Source organism: Pedobacter foliorum, assembly GCF_013266735.1.
Taxonomy (GTDB): domain Bacteria; phylum Bacteroidota; class Bacteroidia; order Sphingobacteriales; family Sphingobacteriaceae; genus Pedobacter; species Pedobacter foliorum.
The window spans coordinates 215,403-240,062 of record NZ_JABSNU010000006.1; the positions used below are offsets into that span (position 1 = coordinate 215,403).

Here is a 24,660-nt window from a genome sequence, read left to right on the forward strand (position 1 = left end):
TTTTCCTCCTCTTTTTTATGCCTTTGGATGGGCTTGTTTATATATTGATTTTAATCTTTCTACTGAATTGTGAGTATAAACCTGGGTAGCAGCCAAGCTTGCATGCCCTAACAACTCTTTTATCGCATTTAAGTCCGCCCCCCTATTCAACAGACTGGTAGCATAAGAATGACGCAACACGTGCGGGCTTTTCTTATCCTGCGTTGAAATGAAACTTAAATAACGCTGAACTATTCGGTATATCAATGTAGGATATGCATCCGCTCCTTTATCTGTAACGAATAAGCCCCCCGTTTTGTTATCAAAATTTTGTAATGTTTTTAGCTCAATATAAGCTCTTAACTGATCCTCAAGTAGTTTGCCTATCGGAACTACCCTTTCTTTATTTCTTTTACCTAAAACTCTGACTGTTGATTCATAAAAATTAACATCAGACTCTTTTAATGACAACAATTCCGCAAGCCGCATTCCGGTTCCAAACAACGTTTCAATAACCAGCCTGTCTCTTACAGACGAGAAACTTCCATCAAAAAACTCATCAGAATCAAGTAATACATCCAGTTTCTGATCATCAACAAATACAGGAAGTCGCTTAGGAACTTTAGGAGCCTTAACAAGAGTCATAGGGCTTGATCGGATAACTTGCCCCCTAACAAGATATTTATAGAAGCTACGCAATGTAGAGAGCTTCCTACCTATTGAATTCTCGGTAATCCCCTCCTCCATCAGCCAAACCATAAAATTCCTCACATGAACGTATTCTACAGCCTCAAGTTCTATTTCAAATGTTTGAGACATAAAATCTCTAAACTGAATCAGATCGGTTCGGTAGGATTGTACGGTGTGTGGAGAATATCGCTTCTCGTGCTGGAGATATGTTAGAAATTGTTCAACAGTCATAGAAACTATTTGTATTGCTCGATAGAGTGAATATACAAAACATTATCTTAACAATTCCTTTTTATTTGAACAAAAAAAAGCCATCAAAAATTGATGGCTTTTAATACTATTATAGTAAACTATTAGAACTAAATTGTTCCTTCTAGTTGCATATTTTGCTTATAAATAGCGTGTTTAACTAACGTACGACGTGCTACAGATTTTTTCTCGTAAGCTTGGCGGCTACGCAATTCTCTTAACACACCTGTTTTTTCAAATTTCTTTTTGAAACGTTTTAACGCTTTATCTAGTGATTCACCGTCTTTAATATTAATGATAATCATAACGTAAAATACCTCCTCTCGTTGTTTTTAGGACTGCAAAGATAGGCATTTCATTTGATAATCAAAACAGTATGTTTAATATAATTAATAATATTATTCTTAAAAACACACAGTAGACTTTTTATGTTTATTTTTAATAATAAAATAAATCTAACATGAAATCTAAAAAACCGCTATTCATCACTTTAGCTATTATAATCGTTATCCTCTCAGGATTCATTTATTATCGTTACTACTTCGTATTTGGCGATGGCGTTAAAGCCGGCGAACTAAATTATGTAGTAAGAAAAGGCTATATGTTTAAAACCTATGAAGGTAAGCTGATCCAATCAGGAATCCGCTCAAAACAAACGGGAAATATCCAATCTAACGAATTTGAATTTTCTGTTGAAGACAAAGCTATTGCCGAGAAAATGATGATGAATAGCGGGAAGACATTCGAATTGCACTATAAAGAATATGTAAGCACTCTTCCATGGAGAGGCTACAGTCCCTTTGTTGTTGATCGTATTATCTCAATAAAGTAATCCCTATAAAACAAAAATCCGGCATACTTAAATATGCCGGATTAATTGGTTTTATATTTGGTTAGAATATTCTCTGTTATTTAGTTACACTAATCTAATGTTTTAAAACTTCTCTTGCAATAACTATTTTCTGAATTTCAGAAGTTCCCTCTCCTATAGTACATAATTTGCTGTCTCTATAAAACTTTTCAACCGGAAAATCCTTAGTATATCCATAGCCGCCAAAAATCTGCACAGCCTCAGTTGAAGTTCTCACAGCAACTTCCGAAGCAAAATATTTAGCCATTGCAGATTCTTTAGTCATAGGTAAGCCTCGGTTCTTTAAATCAGCGGCCTGCCTAATTAATAACTCAGCCGCTTCAATCTCAGTAGCCATATCGGCTAATTTAAAACTAATCCCCTGAAAACTTGCTATCGGCTGGCCAAACTGATGACGCTGTTTTGCATAAGCAACTGCTGCCTGATAAGCCCCCTTTGCAATACCAAGAGCCAAAGCCGCTATAGAAATTCGTCCCCCATCCAGAACTTTCATTGCTTGCTTAAATCCTTCTCCTATATTTCCTAAAAGATTTTCCTTTGGGATACGACAGTTGTCGAATATCATTTCCGTGGTTTCAGAAGCCCTCATTCCAAGCTTGTTCTCTTTTTTTCCTGCCGCAAACCCAGGGGTTCCTCTTTCTACAACAAAAGCAGAAATTCCATTAGAATCACCTTTCTCTCCCGTTCTGGCCATAACAACCGCTACATCTCCACTTTTACCATGTGTAATCCAGTTTTTAGATCCATTTAGAACATACTCATCTCCATCAAGCGTAGCAACGGTCATCATTCTTAAAGCATCGGAGCCAGTGTTTGCTTCTGTTAGTCCCCATGCGCCTATCCATTCAGCGGTTGCTAACTTAGGTAGCCACCTTCTTTTTTGTTCCTCATTAGCAAAAGCAAGGATGTGCCCAGTGCACAAAGAATTATGGGCAGCCAAAGAGAGACCTATAGAACCGCAGACTTTTGATATACCTACAATTACATCTACGTATTCCTGATATCCAAAACCAGAACCACCATAAGTCTCTGGTACCAAAACCCCCATTAACCCCAATTCACCAAGTTTCTTAAAAACTTCTATAGGAAAATGTTGTACTTCATCCCATTCCATTACGTTTGCACGAATATTCTTTTCAGCAAAATCATCTACCATCTTTCTTATCATTTCCTGATTTTCTGAGACACCAAAGTTATATCCCACAGAATTATCCATTGTTTCTAACATAATTTACCGATTGAATCCGGACAATTATAAACAAATAAAACAATAGGAACGCAAGTTCCAAACTTGTAAAATAGTAGAACGAAATGGTATTTAGTTCATTAACCTTACCTCTTGATTTTAAGTCAGTCAAATACGTAGAAAACTTTTTTTATTTTTTTTTAGCTTTACCACTTTAGAATTATCTAATTAAAGCATCTCATGAAGTTTATTACGATTAAAGACCTTATAGCTCAATTAAAAAATGACCTTATAGGTAAGGATTCCTATAGAGGAGTAACCCTAACTTATTCCTGGCTGGCAAACCAATTTGGCCACTTTTCTCTTGGGTTTATCCCCACTATTCTTATTTATAAAGTTTTGGAATCAAAAACGAAACTCTCTCATCCAGAACTTTGGGCAGCTTTTGGAGTTTGGGGAGCCTGGATTCTATTTGAACTGTTTAATTTCCTTTGGCCATTGCTATTTAAAAAAGAATCAAAACGAAAAGCACTTGGAGCTGGTAAATACACATTCCAACCGGCATGGATAAATGTAACTTTCGATACCTTAACAGATCTGGTCTACTTCGGCATAGGCGCTTTCGCTGCTAGCCTAACCTGCAAACCTAATGATGGTATGGTTATAGGGCTTATTGTACTAATCCTACTAGTTACCTACCCATTCTATTATTGGTACACAACCAAAATGTTCCTTCAAAATGCTGACTATCCTTTTCAATTACGATTAAGCCAATGGAATCAGCAAATTAAAGAAGAAAACAAAGCTGCTATACTAAATTTCCTTAGTCATAATGAACCCGGCAAGCACATGTTACTATTTGGCTCCAGAGGTAGCGGAAAAACAATGCTATCTGTTGGGATTGCAACAGAATCATCCATTAAAAATAACAGTTGCAGTTATGTAACTGCCGTAAAACTACTTTGCTTATTTTATGAGAATGAAGATAATCCACCTATTACTAAGCCAGGAGCATGGTCGTGGAGAAATTCTTCCTTATTGGTTATTGACGATATAAACCCTGGCGGGCATGTTGAAGGAGATATACTAAGTGCAAAGCAATTCTACAACATCCTTAACAACCTTGCATGTGGCGAATTAAATAAAAAAGCCATTAAGGAGAAAAGCATCATTTGGGTTATGGGTAACGAAGACCCAACAAGACATGCCGAAGAACGCTGGGAAACATTATTGGAAAACATAGGAATAGAAAAATCAAATATTACAACCGTAAATCTGGATGTAGTTTAATTAAGGAAGTATATTGTTATCATATGCAAAACTAACCAGGTGAGTTAAGCTCTTCACATCAAATCGTTTATACAAAGGGATTATTCTTTTTTCAATTGCCGAATGTGAAACACCAAGTTCATAAGCAATCTCCTTAAAAGAATACCCTTTTGCAACAAATGAAAGAGCTTCTTTCTCTTTATTTGATATTGCCAAATGATAAAATAAGATCTTATTTAACTCTTCTTCAAACTTTTCCTTATCAGGCCCGTAAGCTGCATACCTCATTATTTTCCCAAAAATAAGACTTCGGTTAATTTGGAAACGGCCTATTATAGATTCAATTTTACCGTTTTCAGAGCTAAAAACGCCAACCCTTGCCGAAATAGGAACTTCACTCCCATTTTTATGGATCTTTTTCAGTTCAATAGTAAAACTATACTTTTCTAGATCCTTTGTTTTGTTGTGAATAAATTTTAGTGCTTTATCATTGAGATCATGCGAAAAAGGAGCAAATTCGGGAGCCGACATATTAACTATTGCCAGCATATTTATCTCATCATCTTTATAACCAACAACCTCTTCCCAACCGCTGGCAAAAATCATTCTGTTCTCTTTAAACGAATAGATATAGATGGCTTCTTCCGCAAATCTGGGGATTGTCTTTTCAAAGAATAACGACTGCTCGCTCTTCAGATCAGTAGGAACATCAGTAATAAAGTTCCTCGAATAGTCTCCAAAATTCCCTTTCGTTTTCATTTTATATCCGTTTAGAGAGTTCTTCTAATTAAAACCTGCGTATTTACTCAGTTGATTATAAGTAGAAGTACTACTAATTTTGCAACAAGTTTAAAAAAAATACCGCTCATTTCATCATCTTCCTTTCACTTTTCTATTCTCCTTCTAAAACTAATTTCACTTTCTCTGCAAATCTTGTGTTTACGTCAAGTGCCAGTAATTTAGGGTGAAACAAAAATTGCGTCTGTTGTGGGGGCTTTGCTGGGGCCCTGATAGGGTGTTGCTAGGGCCTTGATAGGGCCACAGCCGAAGTAACGTCCTGTTAACACCCCATCAAATACACCAACTCACTTGCAAACCAATCAGTTTGCTTAGTACGAAGCCAAAGAAAAAACCTCATTGCCATAAGGTTTTAGTCGCTCTCTGCCGTGTAAGAAATCCAGCGAAATAATAAAAGAATAAGCTGCCACAGTTGCTTCCATTTGCATAATCAACTTAGATGCGGCAACCACCGTTCCTCCCGTCGCCAATAAATCATCGTGCACCAAAACTTTCTGTCCTTTAAGCAAGGCATCCTGATGACACTCTATTGTAGCGCTACCATATTCAAGATCGTAAGATTGCTGAATAGTTTTATAAGGAAGCTTACCAGCCTTTCTGATCGGTATAAAAGGAACATTTAGCAACTGTGCCAATGATGGACCAAATAAAAAACCCCGGCTTTCTATACCTGCAACCACATCAATATCCACATTAGAAAGTTGTTCGGCCAGCGCGACCGTAATATCCCGGCATAAACCTGGATCTTTTAATATCGGCGTAATGTCTTTAAAAATGATACCCGGCTTTGGAAAATCATTTACATCACGTACAGTTTGTTTTATTCTCGATTCAATCATGACTAAAAAGTAAGGTAAGGAGCCAAACGTTCAATCATATCCTGACTTACGATGGCTACCTTATTTAAGTCAGCAATATTACTATAATTTCCGTGTTGTTTTCTATACTCAATTATAGCATTTACTTGCTTATACCTTATATAAGGATGTCCCTTAAAATCTTCCAGTTTTGCAGTATTGATATTGATCATTTTTAACCCGTTAGCATTTACAGAAATCTGACCCTTAATCTCTTCAAACTTTGCAGAGTCCAGTCCGAACACTTCAAGCAGTTGCTCCTTTTTATAAAATCCACCAACTCTTTCTTTATACTTTATTATCCTTTTGGCAAAACTGGCACCAATACCTTTTATCTGGGTAAGAGTTGCACTGTCAGCCTCATTTATTTCAATTACTATTTCTTTGGGAACAGCATATGCAGTTTTGTTGTTAAACTTTTTCACTGGCTTTATTTCATCACTACTTTCAATTCGCACATAAGGATATATCTTGGCGTACATCTTTTCATTAATAGTGTACATCTTCTGTAAATCCTCTACTTTCCTAAACCTCCCCCCTTTTGCCAAATATTTTAAAATAGCTGCCGATTGTTTAAATGACAGACCGAGCCTTTGCCAGTCATCAGCATTAATCGTATTGGGATCAAACAAAAACAACGAATGCTTAACTTCATTCTTAACACGATGCTTTAAATTGGCCTTCCTAAACGCAGTAGTCTTTTTAATAGGCAACGATAGCCTTTTAATTGCCAAATGCTCAATTTCTGAATTATCTTCTTCGGGATTTACATATTCATATATATAAGGAATAGCGCTAATCATCAGTATTAGTACTATTAAAACCATAAGGCCATTGAATTCACGTTTACTGAAATCAAAATAAGCATTCAACAACTTTCTCATTGCCTAATCTATATCAGATTATTTTAAATAACCACCTGTTAAAGTTTTAGTCAGTAAACCCTTTTCAAATTATTACCTGTTCCTTACAGTGAATCCCTTTATATTTCAGGTTGTCGGCGATGATTAAAAATATAAATCTTACTTTTGAGGTTGGATAATGTTTCACAAACCGGAATTTAAATGAAGATCATAACTACCCAAGAGTTTGCAAAAGCTACCAAAATAGATAAGTTGGGCGTACCCGGACTTGCGGCTTTACTCATGGAGATGATGAAACTCAATGACATCAACAAAGTTTTTTCACAGAATGAACACTTTAATGGTTTAGAATTTGTCGATAAAATTCTAGAAACCATTGGCGTTAGTATAGACTTTGATGAGGACGACCTTAAAAGCATTCCCAAAACCGGAGGTTTTATTGCGATTGCTAACCATCCTTATGGTGGTATTGAAGGTCTTGCCCTTGTAAAGTTACTTTGTACAGTAAGGCCAGAGGCAAAAGTAATGGTGAACTTCATACTTAAAAAAATTCCTAACCTAAGTGAATTCTTTGTAGCAGTAAACCCATTCGAAAATGTTCAGCACTCATCAAGTATCAGTGGTTTAAAGGCAACTTTCGACCTACTACAAAGTGGTACACCTATAGGAATATTTCCAGCCGGTGAGGTTTCTACTTTTAGCTTAGATAAGCAGGAAATTACAGATAGAATATGGCATCCGGTAGTTGGTAAATTAATTGCGAGGGCTAAACTACCTGTAGTACCAATCTATTTCCATGGCAACAACGGAGTGCTATTCAATATTCTTAGCTTTATTCATCCAACATTAAGAACAGCTAAACTGCCTTCAGAATTTTTAAACAAACAAGGTTTAAAAATAAAAGTAAGAATTGGCAAGCCTATTAATATAGAAGATATCTCTTATAGAAATAACACGAATAAGTTACTAGATTTTCTTAGAGCCCGTACCTATGCTCTTGGAACAGGCTTAGAACAAGAGAAAAAATTATTTAATCCAATCAACCTCTTTAAGATAAAGAAAAAGCCTGAAGAGGTTATTGCAGAAACGGATCGTAATAAAATAGTAGAGGAAGTTGACCAGCTTGAAAATTTCAGAGTATGGCAAGAAAAGAACTACGAAGTTTATATCGTTCCTACAGTTGCCATCCCAAATATTTTAAGAGAGATTGGCCGACTAAGGGAAATTACTTTTAGAGAAGTTGGTGAAGGAACCAATAAAAAGATTGATCTTGATAATTACGACATCTATTACCACCACCTTTTCATCTGGGATAAAGAAAAACAAAATATTGTAGGTGCTTATCGTATAGGAAAAGGTGATGAAATTTTAAACACAATGGGCAGACGAGGTTTTTACCTTTCTGAACTTTTCAAAATCAAGGAACCTTTTTACCCAATCTTAAGGCGAGGCATTGAACTTGGAAGATCATGGATAAGAAAAGAATATCAGCAGAAGCCACTTCCACTTTTCTTGTTGTGGAAAGGCATTTTAAAATACTTGCTCGATAATCCACACTATCGCTACATGTTTGGCCCTGTAAGCATCAGCAATAATTTCTCTAAATTCTCTAAGTCGTTAATAGTAGACTACATTACTAAGAATCACTTTGACTATGAGCTTGCACATTATGTGAAGCCTAAAAATAAGTTTAAAGCAGATCTTTCCGCTATTGATAAGGATCTATTAATTGAAAGCAGCGATTCACTAAAAGATTTGGATAGTTTAATATCCGATATTGAAAACTCTCATATCAAGATACCGGTATTGCTTAGACAGTACATGAATCTTAACGCCAAGATCATCTGTTTCAATATTGATCCTAAGTTTTCTGATTGTCTTGATGGCTTTCTTGTTGTAGATATGCAGAATATCCCGCCTGAAATGCTGGAGAAGATTGGTAAGAATTTTTAATTAAAAAAGCCCTGACATCCATCGGGGCTTTTTTTATCAACTAAACCTAAACGTATATAAATACTAACCAAATATTTATGTCACAAAAGTACTGGCATAATGTTAAGTACCTGTTAACTGTCGGTTACTATATAATTTTATACAGACAAAAACTTAATATACAATCACTGTTAATTCTGTGTATATTTAATGTTACCATAATATTAATTAATCCACAGAGCCATGGGCCGTTTGCTAAAAATATTCGGTACACTAATTTTACTTCTGGCTACAAACATTGTATATAGTCAAAACGCTAGTTACAATATTAGCTTCGAGTTCTATAATGACACCTTCAATCTTGAAGTTGATTCTTCTATCATCGTAAATACCCCTACGGAGCTTTCGGAGCAGTATATTAAATCGAGCTACAATAAGGTAAATGCAGGCAAATACGCGTCTATAATAAAAGCTCTTACTACCTACAAAGAGAAACATCAGCTAAACGATTGGCTTTACTATCAGCTGATCAGAAAAACAGCCCAACAGATTAGTCCTAAAAAGGATAATTATGAGCGCTACACCTTTTACAAATGGTTTCTTTTAGGTAAATCAGGCTACGATACAAGACTTACCATTGCCGACAATCGAATCATATTTTATGTTTATAACGATGAGGATATTTCTGACATCCCTTTCATCATGTTTAAAAACAAAAAATACATGTGCCTAAACCATCATGATTATGCTTATGCCGACCTCAATAAGGTTCCTCCGCATGATATGATCAGCATTCCTGAAGCTAAGGAGGCATTTTCGTACAAAGTAACCAGAATGCCTGATTTCAAGCCTGAAGACTATTATGAAAAACAACTCCAGTTTAGCTATAAACATAAAACTTACCATTTCAATATTAAGCTAAATCCTGATGTAGAAACTATTTTTGCTAACTACCCGGTAGTTGACTTCGAATCCTATTTTAACATTCCTTTAAGTAAAGAAACTTATGGTTCATTAATACCTCTTCTCAAAAAAAATGTAAGCGGAATGAAACAAAAGAAAGGTATTGACTACCTAATGCGTTTTACCAGATATGCATTTCTTTATGAGAACGACGAAGAGAATTTTGGAAAGGAAAAACGACTCTCTCCAGAAGAGACGCTATTTTCTAAGTACAGTGATTGCGATGATAGGGCTGCTTTGTTTTTTTATCTTGTAAAAGAGATATACGATGTCCCAATGATTGCCTTGTTATATCCAACCCATATAACCATGGCAGTTCAGTTTGACACCCCTATAGGAGGTGATCCTATAGTCTATAAAGGCAGAACCTACTCTATTTGTGAGCCTACACCACAGAAAGAGGACCTTGGTATCGGGCAAATGTCTGCTAAACTAAAAAAAATCCCCTACCAGGTTGTTTATGCTTACGAACCCAAACACTAAAATAATATTCGCTAACATAGCTGCAAAGCTGCGTTAAATAAAAAGGTCTTTTTGCAATGCAAAAAGACCTTTCCAAAATTTTATAATTTAAATCTTATTTTACAGCTCCAGGAGTTGTATAAGGCATTACCTGAGGATCAAAATTAGCCCAACCAGCAGTCCAATCGGTAGTACCGAAAGCGCCTTTATAAGCTACTTTCTCAAAGAAAGCATCAGCAACCTTAGCGTTTGTAAATAAAGCACCTGCTGCAGCAACAGAACCTGTAGCCAAAGTAAAATCAGGTCTTCCCGTACTAACCGCGGCAGCAATATCTGATGAATATTTGTATGGAGATGCAAGCAATGCACCTGCCCAACTACCTGCAACAAAAGAATTAGTTGCTCTCAAAGTAGCTTCAATAACACCTTTATTTCCTTTAATCTCTTGGCCTGTTATACCATATATTAAGTTGTTTTCGAATGATAAACGACCTGCAGTATAATTTGCAGTAGTTGCTCCAGCAGTAGCTACTTTTGTATCATCAATATAGATACCGTCAGGGAATCCAGTAAAGATTGAATTAAAGGTGCTGATAGCTGAATTTCTTCTGATTTGAGCAGCATGTTGAAAGAAACCATTGATTTTAGTATTTGCAGCTGATAATGGACCAACTACAGTTACGTTAGAGAATATAGCGGATGTTTGAGGAACGATGTCTAAACCATCAGGATCATTATCTGATTCGAAGCCATTTGAACCCGATTGATCAGCTATTAAAGGAAAACGTTGCGCTAATGCAAATTGAATTTTTCCACTGAACCCATTGTCAGTATCAAAATCATCATCCCATGTGCCTGATGCAATAAGGTGTTTAGCATTTACAGAACCTCCAAACCATTCGAATGCATCATCACCTGAACGATAAACCTGAACATAGTCAATAGTAGTTCCAGAACCAACTGCGCCAAATGTAATACCATTGATCTCATTATCTACTGAAAAAGGGATACCTGCATATTCAACACGCACATACTTAAGTGTACCAGAGTTATCAGCATCATCAGTACCTCCAAATTGGATATACTTAGCCTCATCTCCTCCCGCAGTTGGAGTTAAACCACCTTCAACTTTAGCAGTACCTTTGTTATGCTTAGCTTTTCCAAGAAGAACTAATCCACCCCAGTCACCCTCTCTACGAGCACCTGCTGCAACACCTGAAGTGAATACAATTGGTTTATCAACAGTACCTGTAGCATTAATTTTTGCACCTCTTGTAATAATTAAAGTTGCTTTCGACGCTTTATCGCCTTTAATGATTGTACCTGGCTCAATAGTCAATGTTGCACCATCAATAACATATACATATCCTTTTAAGTTATATATTTTATCAGCAGTCCATGTAGTATTAGTTTTAATATCACCAGACACGACTACTGAACCTTCAACAGGAGTAATTATTTCCGGATCCTCATTATTATTTTTAGAACAAGATACAGCCAGTAAGGTGAAGGCTAAACCAAGAAGAACAAAATGTTTTTTCATGTTTTCGTATTTTTATTTTTTTTGTAAAGGAATTAAATTAGAATAAACTGAAAGTCAATTATATATTAAATTACTGTTATGTAAATCTGATTAGAATGAATAAGAAACTGACATTGAAACATTCGTTCCTGTCTTGAATCTTGACAAAATTTCATCTTTTGAAGTCTTACCAGTTTCTGAATTGGTAACAACATTATTTGGACTAAACTTTTTATCGTTATTATAATCAAAGTAGAACACAGCTTGATTGTTTAACAGGTCATTCACATTAAGCTTAATCTGTGCTTTCTTTTTATAGAAACTATAGCTGGTTTGGAAATCAATTACATTTCTAGGTGCTTCCCAAACATCACCAAAACGTTGACCACCTGCGTTTACTATTCTTCTGCCAATTCTATTATAAAGCAAGCTGAAATTCAGATTATTGTCTAAAGCACCATATTGTAAGCCCGCGTTAACAGAATATGGAGACTGGCCTACCATCGGACGTTCTTTTGCTAAATATTGTTGGTCAGTCGGATTGGTAACTTTCGATTTAACGATAGTTCCGTTAGCATAAAACATAAGGTTTTTAAATGCTGATTCTTCATCAATGAAAGCTAAAGAATGCCTTAACTCAACCTCAATCCCATAATTATTTATTTTAGGAGTATTAAAGTAAGAAAATGCTGGTGTTGAATTCTGATCATAAATGCTTGGCTCTATGGCATTTTCAAAATGTTTATAGAATGCAGATACAGAGAAGATTTGACCGGCTGCAGGATAAACTTCATATCGAATATCTGCATTGTCGATTAATGTTCTTTTCAGATTTGTATTTCCTGAAACATTACCCAGAAGCTCATAATCATAATAGTCAAATGGAGCCAGTTCTCTAAACTCAGGTCTAGCTAATGTTCTGTAATAAGAAGCGCGCAAATTTGCTTTTTCTGTTAGTGCATATGTTAAATTAACAGATGGTAAAACATCTGTATAATCCTGCTTAACTTTTATAGGAGAACCATCAATCCCTTTTGAATTCAAATTCAAATTGAACTTTTCTGCTCTCACACCATAAACCGCTCTTAACTTATCGGTAATTGGTTGATCAAGCATTAGGTATGCAAAGCTGGTTAACGAATTAGCATCATATTTATCAGTGTTACCTGTTATTTCACTTAATTCATATACTCCAGACTTAATTAATGCATTCGAATACAATGAGCTTATTGGCAAAGATTGGATATCTTGGTCTGCATTTTTTAATGTAATCCCTAATAAACGGGCGCCAAAATCACGAGTACGATAATTAGCTCCTAGTCCACCTTTTAGAGTTGCGTTTTTATCAAATAACTTGATGCTATACTGATCATTAACTGCCCCACCATAAAGACTTTCATTTAAGTCAGAAAAGAATCTGTTATTTTCTTTAGTTATTGCTGTATTAGCGGCTAAAAATGGTTTGGTTGGATCATCTCTAAAACCAACGTTTCTTAAATAACCTATTTTTCTTTGGTCTGGTTGGTTATTGGTAATATTTGCATAAGATAGGTTCCAACTCAATTTATTCTTTTCAGTTAACTGATGATCTCCATCCAATGAAGTTTTAAGGATCCCTTTCTGCACCATATCAAATGCATAATATTTTAAGTCACTCGACCTTCCATCATCAGTTCCTGTACGATACGTAAACTTATCTTCCAGTATTCTATTGTATAAATTTTTAAAACTAATTTTATTCTTTCCTTGCACATAGGCGAAATTTGCCATTGCGCCAATGTTTGAAGAAAATGTATTTACCCTATCTGAATAGTGGTAGGTATAATAATCACGTTCAACTTCAGGCTTAGTTAATTCAGAGTTGCGATAAGTCAATGAAACAATCGCACCAAGCTTTCCTCCATTTTTAAAATCTTTCACTCTACCCAGACTCAACTGGTGGTTTTGAGAAAGTGGGGCATTATGCTCTCCAATTTTCCAAACTTTCGGCAATTGATTGATAGCATTTATCGTTGCCGCCTCATTTCCTCTTAATGCCTCAGTAGCATTGGTATTTTTAGGAAAACTTTTTGACACTGGTAATTGTCTATAACCTCCATCAAATCCAAAGTAATTCTCAGTATATCTTGGTCCATAAAAAAACTCTTTAAATGTTGATTGACTATTGTATCCACCACCTAAACTAACTTCAAAGAAGTTGTTATCTGGAATATCTTTAGTGATGATCTTAATTGATCCGCCTGCAAAATCAGCTGCCAAATCAGGAGTAGCTGTTTTATTAACTACAATGTTATCAATCAAACCTGATGGTACTATATCAAAAGAAAATGCTTTCTTATTAGGTTCAGTACTTGGTAAACTTGAGTTATCTAAACTTGCATTATTATATCTATCCGCAAGGCCACGAACTATAACAAATTTATTATCCTGAATTGTTGTTCCACTTACCCTTTTCAATACATCTCCTGTACTGCGATCTGGACTCTTTTTGATCATATCTGATGAAATACCATCAGATATTACTGCACTATTTTTCTGTCTGGCATAAAGCGCATTTACGCTCTCCTTTTTAAAGCTTCCTTGAATAACTACCTCATTCAAATTTTGTCCGCCAGCTTCATCTAGGATAATATCAAATATTGTGTTCTTACCACCAGTAACTTCTACGTCACTGATCTCTTTTCCGTTGTAACCAACATATTGAAAAATCAAGGTATATTTTCCGTTGGCTAATCCTGTTAATGAATACTTACCATCAACATCTGTAGCCATACCTTTTGGGGTATTCTTTATCTTAACCGTAACACCAATAAGTGTCTCACCGGTTTTCTTATCAGATACCTTTCCTGAAATTTTGCCTGTTTGTGCAAATACTGCTGTGCCGATAATTACAAATAAGGCTGTAATTATTGCCTTTTTAAGATTTAGTTGTGATTTCAATTTGCCGTATATTAATTTTCAGCAAAGCTATTACCACAATGTTAGGTATATGTTAGATGTAAATTACCATTCGTTTATCAGAGTGTTAACTGTGCGTTAAGTGCTATTAGGGTCAGTATCTTAGGCCAACTTTTTTACAAATAAAGTGCAATAACCAAATTGGACCGATTAATAGAAACTTAACATCATCTAAAAATGAGGGCTTCTTTCCCTCAATTTTATGCCCTATAAACTGTCCTATCCATGCAACCACAAAGATTACCAAACAAACAAGCCACAATGCCGGGCCACCACTGGCTTCCAGTTTCTCCAATTGAACAATCCCCATGCTCATACCAAAAATAAGTAACAACATAAGGTACGACAATACGGGAGAAAGCTTTAAGTAGTAATAGATAGAAAATGCAATTAAGAAAGAAGCCCAGTTCAAGTAACCATTATACTTACCCAAAAATTCCAAATGCGGAAAAGGAATTGCCCACACTAAACCCAATAAACTAAATACAATTAGCGGAACACATATCCAGTGAATAATCTCATTTGAAGGGTTTTGATGACTCTCTGCATATTTATCAAAAAGGACATCCACTGCACTTCTTTGCTCCGTTTTCATATTGTTATAAGTTTACTGAGTAAAAATAAAAAAAGCGACAGAATAAACCGTCGCTTTTATGAAATATTAATAACCTACAACAATCGCATAGGCTTGTTTATACTATTTTGCAAAAGAAACCGATCTGGTTTCCCTGATCACGGTTACTTTAATCTGACCTGGATAAGTCATTTCAGTCTGAATGCGATTCGAAATATCTGCTGCTAATAACTCAGCTTGCTGATCAGTTACTCTTTCGCTTTCAACCACAACTCTAAGCTCTCTACCTGCCTGGATTGCAAATGTTTTCTCTACACCGGGATAAGAAAGAGCAAGTTCTTCTAATTCTTTTAATCGCTTAATATAGCTTTCAACAACCTCGCGTCTTGCACCAGGACGTGCGCCAGATATCGCATCACAAGCCTGAACGATTGGAGATATCATTGAAGTCATCTCTATTTCGTCGTGGTGAGCTCCAATAGCATTACAAATTTCAGGATGCTCTTTATATTTTTCAGCCAATTGCATACCCAAAATAGCGTGAGGTAATTCCGGATTGTCATCAGGTACTTTACCTATATCGTGCAATAGACCAGCACGCTTAGCCATTTTAGCATTTAAACCAAGTTCTGCAGCCATTGTAGCACAGAAATTAGCAACCTCACGTGAGTGATGTAATAAGTTTTGTCCGTAAGATGAACGGTAACGCATACGTCCAACCATTCTGATCAACTCAGGGTGTAAACCATGAATACCTAAATCAATTACAGTACGCTCACCAATCTCTACAATCTCATCCTCAATCTGTTTCTTTGTTTTAGCAACTACCTCTTCAATACGGGCAGGGTGAATCCTACCATCGGTAACCAAACGGTGTAATGCCAAACGTGCAATCTCTCTTCTTACCGGATCAAATCCTGATAAGATGATTGCTTCCGGAGTATCATCAACAATAATCTCAATACCTGTAGCAGCTTCTAAGGCACGAATGTTACGGCCTTCACGTCCAATAACACGTCCTTTAATTTCATCACTTTCAATATGAAAAACAGAAACTGTATTCTCTATAGCAGCCTCAACAGCGGTACGCTGTATGGTCTGTATAACTACTTTCTTTGCTTCTTTTGTTGCAGTTAGTTTAGCCTCATCAACAATATCCTTAACCTGGATCATTGCCTGAGTACGCGCTTCCTGCTTCATAGTTTCAACCAACTGGCTTTTTGCTTCATCAGCACTTAAACCTGCAATAGTTTCTAATTGCTTTACATGTTGATTTTTTAACAACTCAACCTCTTCCTGTTTCTTTACTGCAATTTCAGTTTGTTTCTCCAGGTTCTTTTTGTGGTTGTCCAGCTCTTGGTCTTTGCGGTTAGCATTTTCAAGTTTCTGGTTTAAAGACTGCTCTTTTTGCTTTAATGTATTCTCGCGTTGGTTGATCTGATTGTTTTTTGTATTTACTTCTTGCTCATGTTCAGATTTCATTTGCAGAAACTTCTCTTTTGCTTCTAGTAACCTGTCTTTCTTTAAGATCTCGGCATTACTTTCTGCATCTTTAAGTATTTTCTTCACTTTGCTCTGAACTGCAATCTCCTGCTTTTTAAGCAAGCTACGCAGCAGGTATCTGCCTATCAAAATGCCGATTACTAAGCCGGCAAGTACGTATCCCAATATTTCCATTCTATTTTTCTATATAAAACAGCTTACACATGATGTATCGCTGTTAAAAATTGTTTAAAAAAAAGCCGCAACTAACTTTATTAAGTCCCAAAGTTTTAAAAACCTCAACGAATTATAATTAGGATTTAAGTCATTTTCAGGTACATAAATGCAAATGAAATACACCTTCTTAATCCTATAAATATTGAAGTGTTAAGTTTTAAAAATAATGAAACTCAAAAACCTAGCTACGGCTAATATCTTTGTTATCTTAACTAATATAAAGAACGATCTTATTTTGAGAAAAAATCACTTAATAAACTATCCAGTTCTTCCACCTTCTCGGTCACAGCAGTATCCTGATCCTGAACCTTGTTTTCTACCCTCAATACTGCGGTTGCATAATGCAGTACTGCCATAGAAAGCAAATCCTGTTTATCGCGAACGGCATAATTTTCCTGATAGTCCTTTATGCGCTCGTTAATAATCTTGGCTGCTCGCCTTACAATTTCTTCCTCCTCCGTATTAACCTTTAAGGGATAAATACGATCGGAAATAGTTATTTTTATAGAGATTTCTCCCATTTCTTAGCTTTGTTTCACCTTCAAGTATTGCTTATTTTTTAAGTAATACAACACACTTGTCTATTTCACGCACAAAATCGTTAATTTTTTGCTTTATATCAAGTGTCTTTTCACTTGTGCCATCAATACTTTTTGCAAGCTTCAAAACTCTAAGCTTTTCTTCGAGCTCATTGTTCTTAACTTTCGAGGTATCAAGGGCAACTTTTACTGATTGGTTTTCAAGCTTTAATAAATCGTTTTCCTCTTGCAAAGCATTACAAAGCTCTATTAAACGAGTTGTTTTTTGTAATACTGAATTTAACTGATCTGCTACAGAAGACATTCTATTAAAGTTGTTTTTTATTTAAAATTTTTATTTCCCGGAAAATACCAATCTATTTTCTGATTTCTGCTTTCGCTGTTTGCGCTAAGTTAGATATAATCTTTTGCATAACGGAATCAATCTGTTTATCAGTTAATGTTTGCTCTTCATCTTGAAGCGTAAAATTAAGTGCATAAGACTTTTTACCGGCCGGCAATTTATCTCCAACGTAAACATCAAACACCTGTACATTCTTAATCAGTTTTCGTTCTGTTTTAAATGCAATAGTCTTTAAATCATCAAAAGTAACGTTTGTATCTACCAGCATCGACAAATCTCTTCTTACTGCCGGATACTTTGAAACCTCTTTATTTACGATTTTATTTTTCTTAACAATATCCAAAAGCTGTGCCCAATCAAAATCTGCATAATAAACATCTTTATCAATATCTGCTTTCTTTTTATCTGCAGCAGTTACCGCTCCAAAGGTTACAATCGCTTTATCACCTCTAAAGTATTTTAAACCAAAAGCAAAGTTTTCGTCTTTAACTTCTTCAGTTTGATAGTTAGTTATGCCTAAACGACCTATAACTGCATCAACTGCCGCTTTTAAATTGTAAAAGCTTACCGGAGAAGCTTTATGATTCCATTGCTCAGATTGATTAGAGCCCGACAATAAGATCAATAAACGCGGACGCTCTACATATTTCTCATTTATCAAATGGTAAGTTTTACCAAATTCATAAAACTTAATATCTGCAGTCTTCCTATTCAGGTTATAAGCAACGCTCTCCATGGCAGGTAAAAGCAATTCCTGGCGCATTACATTTAAATCTGAACTTAATGGATTTAAAATCTGTACTGCTTGCTCAGGCAACTTTGAGTATGCTCCCTTTGTTAATGAATTACACCAAATCTCTAAAAAGCCATTAGCTGTTAACATATCAGCAATAACATGCTGTGTTTGCTCTCTATCCGGTTTAGCGCTATAAGATAATGAGGCATTTATTTTACTTGGAATTTCAATGTTATTGTAACCATAAATCCTTAAAACCTCTTCGGTAATATCACATTCACGGGTTACATCAACTTTAAAACTAGGTACTTTTAAATCCAAACCTTCAGCTGTTTCCTTGGTTACCTCAATACCTAAAGCAGTAATTATACTTTTTATTTCTTCAACAGGAATATTAGCTCCAATTAGTTTGTTGATGTTTTGATAGCTTACTTCAACGTCAAAAGGCTTTATCGGATTAGCATAAATATCTGAAATCGTAGATGCAATTTCGCCACCTGCCAATTCCTGAATTAATAAAGCTGCACGTCTTAAAGCAAAAGTTGTAATCTCTGGATCTGCACCACGTTCATATCTAAACGAAGCATCAGTTTTTAAACCATGACGCTTAGAAGTTTTACGGACAGATACAGAATCGAAATAAGCGCTTTCAAGGAATACATTTTTGGTACCTTCAGTTATTCCTGAGGTTTTACCTCCAAAAACACCTGCAATACACATAGGTCCTTCCGCATTACAGATCATCAAATCCTCTGCTGAAAGCTTACGCTCAACCCCATCAAGAGTTACAAAAGGCGTTCCTTCTGCACATTTCTTAACAAATACCTGAGCTCCTTTTATTTGATCTGCATCAAAAGCATGAAGAGGTAAACCTAAATCATGTAAAACATAATTGGTTATATCAACAATGTTATTGATTGGTCTGATGCCTATTACTTTTAATTTATCCTGAAGCCAATCCGGAGAAGTTTTAACTGTAACACCACTTATGGTAACACTGCTATAACGTGGACAAGCGTCAGTATCTTCAACCTTAACATCTATTTTAAGGTTTTCATTATTGGTTTTAAAACCAGAAACATCAGGCATCTGAATACTGGTACGGAAATAAGCAGCTAAATCTCTGGCCACACCTAAATGTGATGTAGCATCTGCCCTATTAGGAGTTAAACCGATCTCAAAGAGATAATCATCATCTAATTTAAAATATGCTTTAGCTGCAATACCAATTTCGGTATCAGCTGGCAAAACAAGAATTCCATCATGAGAAACGCCCAAACCAATCTCATCTTCAGCGCAGATCATCCCTTCAGACACCTCGCCTCTTATTTTTGATTTGTTAATTTTAAAAGGCTCTCCTTCATTAGGATAAACAGTTGTACCAACAGTAGCAACTATAACCTTTTGTCCTTGAGCTACGTTTGGAGCACCACAAACAATCTGTAAAACATCTGGCCCACCAACATCAACTGTTGTTACACGAAGACGATCTGCATTAGGGTGTTGTGCACAAGTTAATACATGACCTACAACCAATCCTTCCAAACCACCAGCAACAGGCTGAACAGTTTCTAAGCTTTCTACTTCCAACCCTATATTTGTTAATATAAGAGAAAGTTCCTGAGGTGTTTTATCCGTTTGAATGAACTGCTTTAACCAATTGTATGATATCTTCATTTTTATTCTATAAAACGCAAAGATATTATTTAATGCCGAAAGCAGAAAGCTAAGGCTAGCCTATCCCCTATTAATTTTATGAAATATCACTAATGCATGCTAATACCGCCCAAAATTGCAGCACAAGCACCAACTCCAATCACCAGCATAATCACCGAAGCGATCACCAGTTTTAATCCTGGCTTTGTTGGAGTATTATTTATGGATGCAGCAATTATCTTAATAACTCCTATCAATAAGATTACACCAACTACCAGCCAATATATTATCGATAATACAACAATTCCTTCCATATTTCCTGACTTTAATTGAGATTCAACTTTTCTCTGATTGCATCGATTTTATTATCCCTGTAAAAAATATTCATAGTTTCAAACGGAATGATTTTCATCTTATCACTCACAATATGAACACAAGATTTTTTCACCGCTCGTACATCAAAATCCAAAGGATCCATAAAATTCATAATGATAATTCGAAACAGGTTATTATAGTTCAGGTGGTCTGATTTTACCCTCGGCAAACAACACATAAGTTCACCAAACTCCCCCTCTGCACAATCAACAGATATGCCTGTACTAAATAAATTTAGCAAATGTTCCTTTAATTTCTCATCGTGTTCAAACACAATGGTATTTTTCGAATTGTTAAGTAAATCCTCAGGGTTAATCAAGTGCGTCATTGGGATAACATCATCACCAATTTTAAGCGCATAAGCCATACAAAGTGCATCAGGATTACAAGGCACTGGAATCAAATCCTGAGGAGTGAACAATGGATATTGCTCATATATTCTTCGTCGAACTTCTGTTAAAGTTATCCTACCCTTCTGATCACTGTAATTATCATTCCTACCAGCTACCTGGGTTGGCTGAAATGTTACTCCCCTAACACATTTCTGTTTCAACGCGTAATCTAAGATATCACCAATCTCATGATCATTTAGTCCCTTTTGTAAGGTAACCACCAACGTAGTCGAAACATTAAATTTATTTAGGTTTTCTATAGCCTTTCTTCTTACCTCTGTAAGATCTTCTCCCCTTAGTTTTTCTAAAACATCTGGGCTGAAACTATCAAATTGAAGGTAAACCTCAAAATCGGGCATATAAGTTGCCAATTTCTCCACAAAGTTGATATCCTTTGCAATTCTGATTCCATTGGTATTCAACATGAGATGTTTAATTGGCTTACTCTTTGCAAGATCAAGAATTTTAAAGAAATCCGGATGTACAGTTGGCTCACCTCCTGAAATCTGAACTACATCGGGTTCTCCTTCATTCGCCACCACAGTATCCATCATTTTATTGATCTCATCAAGAGTACGATGTCTGCCATAAGTTGGGGATGACATTGCATAACACGTTGGACAACTTAAATTGCACCTATCTGTCACTTCAATTACTGTTAAACAGGAGTGTTGCTCATGATCTGTACATAGCCCACAATCATAAGGGCAACCATAATGCACTTTAGTATTAAACCTTAAAGGCATTTCAGACTGCTTATTATAATTTCTGATCTGCTTATAATATTCTACATCATCAGCTATTACCACTTTACTATCACCATGAGTCTTACAATGCTTTAACATGTAGACCTTCTCATCCTGAAAAACAATTTTAGCATCTATTAACTCCAAACATTCGGGACATAGGCTTTTCGTGTAGTCGTAATAAATATAATCTCTCGTTTTCATTTGAAGATTTCTTTTGAGATGCGAATAATAAACTTATTATAATAGATGAATATAAACAATGAGATCCAATGAATGACACTTAAGTCTAAAAATAACGGATGATAAGGCTTAATGAACTCTACCATAAATCTGTATAGAAAATAAAGAACCATAAATAGTTTAAAGCGGTCGCCATTAATCAATTCCCGCTTTAAAGAATTAAAATATATAAATAGCAACACCATATAAATCATTTCATACAGCGCTACGGGATGTCTTTTTATACCATCACCCAAATCCATTCCCATAAAAAAATCTGTTTCAATCCCAAAGGTTGGCTCATCTATCCCCATCAAAAGACAGCCGATACGTCCAATAAACAGCGCTACTATAATTGGAATAACATACAAATCTCCTGAAGCGACCTTAACATTTATTGCTTTCTTCACCAACTCCACTCCAAATAAAGCTCCAACAAAGCCACCGGCTATTGTTTTATTACTAAAAAATGCGAATAAAGTCAATTGTTTTATAGATTCCGGATCTTCAAGCGCAGCGATTATTCTAGAACCGAATAGTGCGCCAACCATTGCACCAAGCATAATCCACAATCTATTTTCATCAGAAATTGGATCGGCAACTCTTTTCTTTAAAAAATAATAAACTCTAACTCCTATCAGGAAAGACAAGGTTTCAAAAATATAATGCCAGTGATAGAGCTGGCCAAATAGCTCAAACTTAACGGGAAAATTCATTGATTGCTATATTAAACCCTCATCACCAAAACTGTAATAGGCTCTATCTGTTAAAATAAGATGATCTAACACTTGTAAGTCGAGCATTTTTCCGCCCTCAACTAACTTTTTGGTAATATTTATATCTTGTCCACTTGGCTTTAAGTTTCCAGAAGGGTGATTATGGGCAAGAATAATAAAAGCGGCATTATGCTCGATTGCGGTTTTAAAAATAATTTTCGGATCAGCAACAGTGCCTGCCAAACCTCCTTTACTAATCAGCTGCTTTCCGATAACACGATTTGCCTGATTCAGAATCAAAATCCAAAACTCTTCATGATTCAAATCGGCAAAAACAGGAAGTAGCACTTCAAAGGCATCCTTTGATGAGGTTATACTAATCACTTCAGTCGCAGCACTATCTTTTCGCCTTCTACCAAGTTCCAATGCTGCAATGATAGCTATGGCCTTCGCTTCTCCAATACCCTTAAACTGAGAAAGGCTTTTTACAGAAACTTTCCCAAGAGCATCCAAATCATTCCCATACTCGGCAAGTATTCGCTTACTCAGATCCACTGCGCTTTCATTACGGCTACCCGAACCTATTAAAATAGCAATAAGCTCAGCATCTGTCAAATGCCTCCGACCATTCAGCAACAACTTCTCGCGGGGCCTATCTGCCTCTGCCCATAATTTTATGCCTAGTTTTGGTTGGTATGGCTTCATTGAATCGCTTTTTTAAACATAAAAAAAGGGATATGCAATGCATATCCCTTTTACAATATTGTAAAGCTATATTTATTTTAAGCCATTAACAAACTTAGTTAACTTAGATTTGTTGTTAGCTGCTTTATTTTTGTGAATAACGCTCTTTTTGGCTAAACGATCTAACATAGAAATTACTTTAGGAAGTAATTCTAATCCTGTTTTTTTATCTTCAGCACCACGCAGTCTTTTGATAAACGTACGAGTTGTTTTTGCTTGATATCTATTACGTAAACGTTTAGTTGCGTTTGCTCTAATTCTCTTTAATGAAGATTTATGATTTGCCATTTTTTGTTATTAAAATATTTTATGTTGAGACCAGCTCTTTTTAATTCTTCTTATTTTTCGGACTGCAAATATAGAACTAATGTTTTTAAAATACAAAATCAGAACATAAATATTTTTTATTAATCTTCTCCAACATAAATACTTGTCATTACTATATCGTTAGCTCAAGGTTAAAACAACGCTCTTTCTGCGCACCTTCTGCGGAGCTTTAGCGCAGCTAATGCACAAAAAAGGACTTTTCTCCGCAGAAAGTGCGCAGGAGCTACGCATAAGGTGCGCAAAAGCCCCAATGCAAAACACTACCGATATTCAAAAAACTCCTATTAAAAAGCTTTCAATAAAGGCTTAAAATGCTATTTTTGGACATAATGATTACATTACTACCTTTGAAAAAGAATAGATAGCCTCAATTTAATATTGCCCAATGAAAAAACGTATAGCCATATTTGCCTCAGGGTCAGGATCTAATGCTCAAAAACTAATGGAGCATTTTAAAAGTAATCCGGAAGTAGAAATTGCATTGGTGCTAACAAACAATCCTGATGCCTATGTATTGCAACGTGCAGACAACTTTGAAATTCCCTCACATATTTTCGACAGGAATGAATTTTATCAAACAGACAATATAATAGATCTGTTAAAAAACCTCGACATTGATCTTATTGTATTAGCTGGGTTTTTATGGCTAATCCCTAAAAATTTAATTAATGAATACCCTGGACGCATTGTAAACATACACCCTGCTATCTTACCTAAATTTGGCGGAAAAGGAATGTATGGCGACAATGTACACAATGCTGTTATGGCCGCCAAAGAAACAGAAGGTGGTATAACCATACATTACGTTGATGAAAATTACGACGAAGGGGAATACATTTATCAGGCAAAATATCGCATTGATAAAGATGATAATCTGGAAATGATCAAATTCAAAGGCCAGCAATTAGAACACCTACACTACCCTCGCATTGTAGATAGTATTATTAAAAAGATAAAAAAATAATCATCTAC

The 24,660-nt window shown here is 35.7% G+C and carries 23 protein-coding genes; 5 read left to right on the forward strand and 18 right to left on the reverse strand.

Translation table 11 applies throughout. The annotated features are described in order from the left end of the window. Positions 1 to 15: 15 nt before the first annotated feature. Complete coding sequence (locus HQN83_RS14040) at positions 16 to 900, reverse strand: tyrosine-type recombinase/integrase (RefSeq protein ID WP_173090976.1); 885 nt, start codon at positions 898 to 900, stop codon at positions 16 to 18. Between the two features lie 128 nt (positions 901 to 1,028). Next, positions 1,029 to 1,223, reverse strand: a complete 195-nt coding sequence (gene rpsU / locus HQN83_RS14045) for a 30S ribosomal protein S21 (RefSeq protein WP_008243148.1) — start codon at positions 1,221 to 1,223, stop codon at positions 1,029 to 1,031. Positions 1,224 to 1,378: 155 nt separating this feature from the next. Here rpsU and HQN83_RS14050 point away from each other — a divergent pair, with 155 nt between their 5' ends. Continuing rightward, on the forward strand, positions 1,379 to 1,750 hold the full coding sequence (locus HQN83_RS14050; RefSeq protein ID WP_173090977.1) for a hypothetical protein: 372 nt from the start codon (positions 1,379 to 1,381) through the stop codon (positions 1,748 to 1,750). A 94-nt stretch (positions 1,751 to 1,844) separates the two neighbouring features. Here the strand turns inward: HQN83_RS14050 and HQN83_RS14055 are convergent, their stop codons facing one another. After that, positions 1,845 to 3,017 carry an acyl-CoA dehydrogenase family protein gene (locus HQN83_RS14055; RefSeq protein ID WP_173090978.1) on the reverse strand — a complete coding sequence of 391 codons (1,173 nt, stop codon included), beginning with the start codon at positions 3,015 to 3,017 and terminating at the stop codon, positions 1,845 to 1,847. A gap of 198 nt (positions 3,018 to 3,215) precedes the next feature. On the opposite strand from HQN83_RS14055, the gene HQN83_RS14060 reads away from it, so the two are divergent. Beyond that, a complete protein-coding gene (locus tag HQN83_RS14060; RefSeq protein WP_173090979.1) occupies positions 3,216 to 4,265 on the forward strand; it encodes a P-loop NTPase family protein in 1,050 nt (349 codons plus the stop codon). On the opposite strand, the gene HQN83_RS14065 is transcribed toward HQN83_RS14060, so the two are convergent. The 3 genes from HQN83_RS14065 to HQN83_RS14075 all read right to left on the reverse strand — a co-directional run bounded on the left by HQN83_RS14065 (position 4,266) and on the right by HQN83_RS14075 (position 6,783). Next, entirely contained in the window at positions 4,266 to 5,003 is a 738-nt protein-coding gene (locus tag HQN83_RS14065) for a LuxR C-terminal-related transcriptional regulator (RefSeq protein WP_173090980.1), read from the reverse strand. It lies immediately after the preceding gene. A gap of 350 nt (positions 5,004 to 5,353) precedes the next feature. After that, complete coding sequence (locus HQN83_RS14070) at positions 5,354 to 5,881, reverse strand: adenine phosphoribosyltransferase (RefSeq protein ID WP_173090981.1); 528 nt, start codon at positions 5,879 to 5,881, stop codon at positions 5,354 to 5,356. 2 nt (positions 5,882 to 5,883) lie between these two features. After that, complete coding sequence (locus tag HQN83_RS14075) at positions 5,884 to 6,783, reverse strand: ComEA family DNA-binding protein (RefSeq protein WP_173090982.1); 900 nt, start codon at positions 6,781 to 6,783, stop codon at positions 5,884 to 5,886. A 180-nt stretch (positions 6,784 to 6,963) separates the two neighbouring features. Between HQN83_RS14075 and HQN83_RS14080 the strand changes: the two genes are divergently transcribed. Together HQN83_RS14080 and HQN83_RS14085 are read left to right on the forward strand one after the other, a co-directional pair. After that, the gene (locus tag HQN83_RS14080; protein WP_173090983.1) at positions 6,964 to 8,715 is read left to right on the forward strand and encodes a lysophospholipid acyltransferase family protein; all 1,752 of its coding nucleotides are present in this window, start codon (positions 6,964 to 6,966) and stop codon (positions 8,713 to 8,715) included. Between the two features lie 222 nt (positions 8,716 to 8,937). After that, complete coding sequence (locus HQN83_RS14085; RefSeq protein ID WP_173090984.1) at positions 8,938 to 10,140, forward strand: hypothetical protein; 1,203 nt, start codon at positions 8,938 to 8,940, stop codon at positions 10,138 to 10,140. A 94-nt stretch (positions 10,141 to 10,234) separates the two neighbouring features. Here HQN83_RS14085 and HQN83_RS14090 read toward each other — a convergent pair whose 3' ends face one another. From HQN83_RS14090 to rpsT, 12 genes are all read right to left on the reverse strand, one after another. Beyond that, entirely contained in the window at positions 10,235 to 11,662 is a 1,428-nt protein-coding gene (locus tag HQN83_RS14090) for a hypothetical protein (protein ID WP_173090985.1), read from the reverse strand. Between the two features lie 90 nt (positions 11,663 to 11,752). Next, positions 11,753 to 14,581: a TonB-dependent receptor gene (locus HQN83_RS14095; RefSeq protein ID WP_173090986.1), complete on the reverse strand. Its 2,829-nt coding sequence runs from the start codon at positions 14,579 to 14,581 to the stop codon at positions 11,753 to 11,755. Between the two features lie 112 nt (positions 14,582 to 14,693). After that, a complete protein-coding gene (locus tag HQN83_RS14100) occupies positions 14,694 to 15,194 on the reverse strand; it encodes an Mpo1 family 2-hydroxy fatty acid dioxygenase (protein ID WP_108206541.1) in 501 nt (166 codons plus the stop codon). 102 nt (positions 15,195 to 15,296) lie between these two features. Next, positions 15,297 to 16,850, reverse strand: coding sequence for a ribonuclease Y (gene rny, locus HQN83_RS14105; RefSeq protein ID WP_173090987.1), 1,554 nt, complete (start codon positions 16,848 to 16,850; stop codon positions 15,297 to 15,299). A 272-nt stretch (positions 16,851 to 17,122) separates the two neighbouring features. Further along, on the reverse strand, positions 17,123 to 17,413 hold the full coding sequence (locus HQN83_RS14110) for a cell division protein ZapA (protein ID WP_173090988.1): 291 nt from the start codon (positions 17,411 to 17,413) through the stop codon (positions 17,123 to 17,125). Positions 17,414 to 17,444: 31 nt separating this feature from the next. Next, on the reverse strand, positions 17,445 to 17,735 hold the full coding sequence (locus tag HQN83_RS14115) for a hypothetical protein (protein ID WP_108206538.1): 291 nt from the start codon (positions 17,733 to 17,735) through the stop codon (positions 17,445 to 17,447). 52 nt (positions 17,736 to 17,787) lie between these two features. After that, positions 17,788 to 20,187, reverse strand: a complete 2,400-nt coding sequence (gene pheT / locus HQN83_RS14120) for a phenylalanine--tRNA ligase subunit beta (protein ID WP_173090989.1) — start codon at positions 20,185 to 20,187, stop codon at positions 17,788 to 17,790. Between the two features lie 89 nt (positions 20,188 to 20,276). Beyond that, positions 20,277 to 20,480, reverse strand: coding sequence for a hypothetical protein (locus HQN83_RS14125; protein WP_173090990.1), 204 nt, complete (start codon positions 20,478 to 20,480; stop codon positions 20,277 to 20,279). An 11-nt stretch (positions 20,481 to 20,491) separates the two neighbouring features. Next, positions 20,492 to 21,883 carry a radical SAM protein gene (locus tag HQN83_RS14130; protein WP_173090991.1) on the reverse strand — a complete coding sequence of 464 codons (1,392 nt, stop codon included), beginning with the start codon at positions 21,881 to 21,883 and terminating at the stop codon, positions 20,492 to 20,494. After that, positions 21,880 to 22,617 (reverse strand): prolipoprotein diacylglyceryl transferase, encoded by a 738-nt coding sequence (locus tag HQN83_RS14135; protein ID WP_173090992.1) that lies wholly within the window; start codon positions 22,615 to 22,617, stop codon positions 21,880 to 21,882. Before HQN83_RS14135 ends, HQN83_RS14130 begins: the two co-directional genes overlap by 4 nt. 6 nt (positions 22,618 to 22,623) lie before the next feature. Beyond that, entirely contained in the window at positions 22,624 to 23,322 is a 699-nt protein-coding gene (radC, locus tag HQN83_RS14140; protein ID WP_173090993.1) for a RadC family protein, read from the reverse strand. A 72-nt stretch (positions 23,323 to 23,394) separates the two neighbouring features. Continuing rightward, entirely contained in the window at positions 23,395 to 23,649 is a 255-nt protein-coding gene (rpsT, locus tag HQN83_RS14145; protein ID WP_090785043.1) for a 30S ribosomal protein S20, read from the reverse strand. A gap of 424 nt (positions 23,650 to 24,073) precedes the next feature. Between rpsT and purN the strand changes: the two genes are divergently transcribed. Further along, a complete protein-coding gene (gene purN, locus HQN83_RS14150) occupies positions 24,074 to 24,652 on the forward strand; it encodes a phosphoribosylglycinamide formyltransferase (protein ID WP_173090994.1) in 579 nt (192 codons plus the stop codon). Positions 24,653 to 24,660 lie beyond the last annotated feature (8 nt).

Bases quoted from the DNA above. Each gene is read 5' to 3' on its own strand.
- pheT (WP_173090989.1), bottom strand. From the start codon at position 20,187: ATGAAGATATCATACAATTGGTTAAAGCAGTTCATTCAAACGGATAAA.
- rpsU (WP_008243148.1), bottom strand. From the start codon at position 1,223: ATGATTATCATTAATATTAAAGACGGTGAATCACTAGATAAAGCGTTA.
- HQN83_RS14110 (WP_173090988.1), bottom strand. From the start codon at position 17,413: ATGGGAGAAATCTCTATAAAAATAACTATTTCCGATCGTATTTATCCC.
- HQN83_RS14060 (WP_173090979.1), top strand. From the start codon at position 3,216: ATGAAGTTTATTACGATTAAAGACCTTATAGCTCAATTAAAAAATGAC.
- HQN83_RS14075 (WP_173090982.1), bottom strand. From the start codon at position 6,783: ATGAGAAAGTTGTTGAATGCTTATTTTGATTTCAGTAAACGTGAATTC.
- HQN83_RS14040 (WP_173090976.1), bottom strand. From the start codon at position 900: ATGACTGTTGAACAATTTCTAACATATCTCCAGCACGAGAAGCGATAT.
- HQN83_RS14055 (WP_173090978.1), bottom strand. From the start codon at position 3,017: ATGTTAGAAACAATGGATAATTCTGTGGGATATAACTTTGGTGTCTCA.
- HQN83_RS14080 (WP_173090983.1), top strand. From the start codon at position 6,964: ATGAAGATCATAACTACCCAAGAGTTTGCAAAAGCTACCAAAATAGAT.
- radC (WP_173090993.1), bottom strand. From the start codon at position 23,322: ATGAAGCCATACCAACCAAAACTAGGCATAAAATTATGGGCAGAGGCA.
- rpsT (WP_090785043.1), bottom strand. From the start codon at position 23,649: ATGGCAAATCATAAATCTTCATTAAAGAGAATTAGAGCAAACGCAACT.
- HQN83_RS14070 (WP_173090981.1), bottom strand. From the start codon at position 5,881: ATGATTGAATCGAGAATAAAACAAACTGTACGTGATGTAAATGATTTT.
- HQN83_RS14130 (WP_173090991.1), bottom strand. From the start codon at position 21,883: ATGAAAACGAGAGATTATATTTATTACGACTACACGAAAAGCCTATGT.
- HQN83_RS14100 (WP_108206541.1), bottom strand. From the start codon at position 15,194: ATGAAAACGGAGCAAAGAAGTGCAGTGGATGTCCTTTTTGATAAATAT.
- purN (WP_173090994.1), top strand. From the start codon at position 24,074: ATGAAAAAACGTATAGCCATATTTGCCTCAGGGTCAGGATCTAATGCT.
- HQN83_RS14115 (WP_108206538.1), bottom strand. From the start codon at position 17,735: ATGTCTTCTGTAGCAGATCAGTTAAATTCAGTATTACAAAAAACAACT.
- HQN83_RS14125 (WP_173090990.1), bottom strand. From the start codon at position 20,480: ATGGAAGGAATTGTTGTATTATCGATAATATATTGGCTGGTAGTTGGT.
- rny (WP_173090987.1), bottom strand. From the start codon at position 16,850: ATGGAAATATTGGGATACGTACTTGCCGGCTTAGTAATCGGCATTTTG.
- HQN83_RS14050 (WP_173090977.1), top strand. From the start codon at position 1,379: ATGAAATCTAAAAAACCGCTATTCATCACTTTAGCTATTATAATCGTT.
- HQN83_RS14085 (WP_173090984.1), top strand. From the start codon at position 8,938: ATGGGCCGTTTGCTAAAAATATTCGGTACACTAATTTTACTTCTGGCT.
- HQN83_RS14065 (WP_173090980.1), bottom strand. From the start codon at position 5,003: ATGAAAACGAAAGGGAATTTTGGAGACTATTCGAGGAACTTTATTACT.
- HQN83_RS14135 (WP_173090992.1), bottom strand. From the start codon at position 22,617: ATGAATTTTCCCGTTAAGTTTGAGCTATTTGGCCAGCTCTATCACTGG.
- HQN83_RS14090 (WP_173090985.1), bottom strand. From the start codon at position 11,662: ATGAAAAAACATTTTGTTCTTCTTGGTTTAGCCTTCACCTTACTGGCT.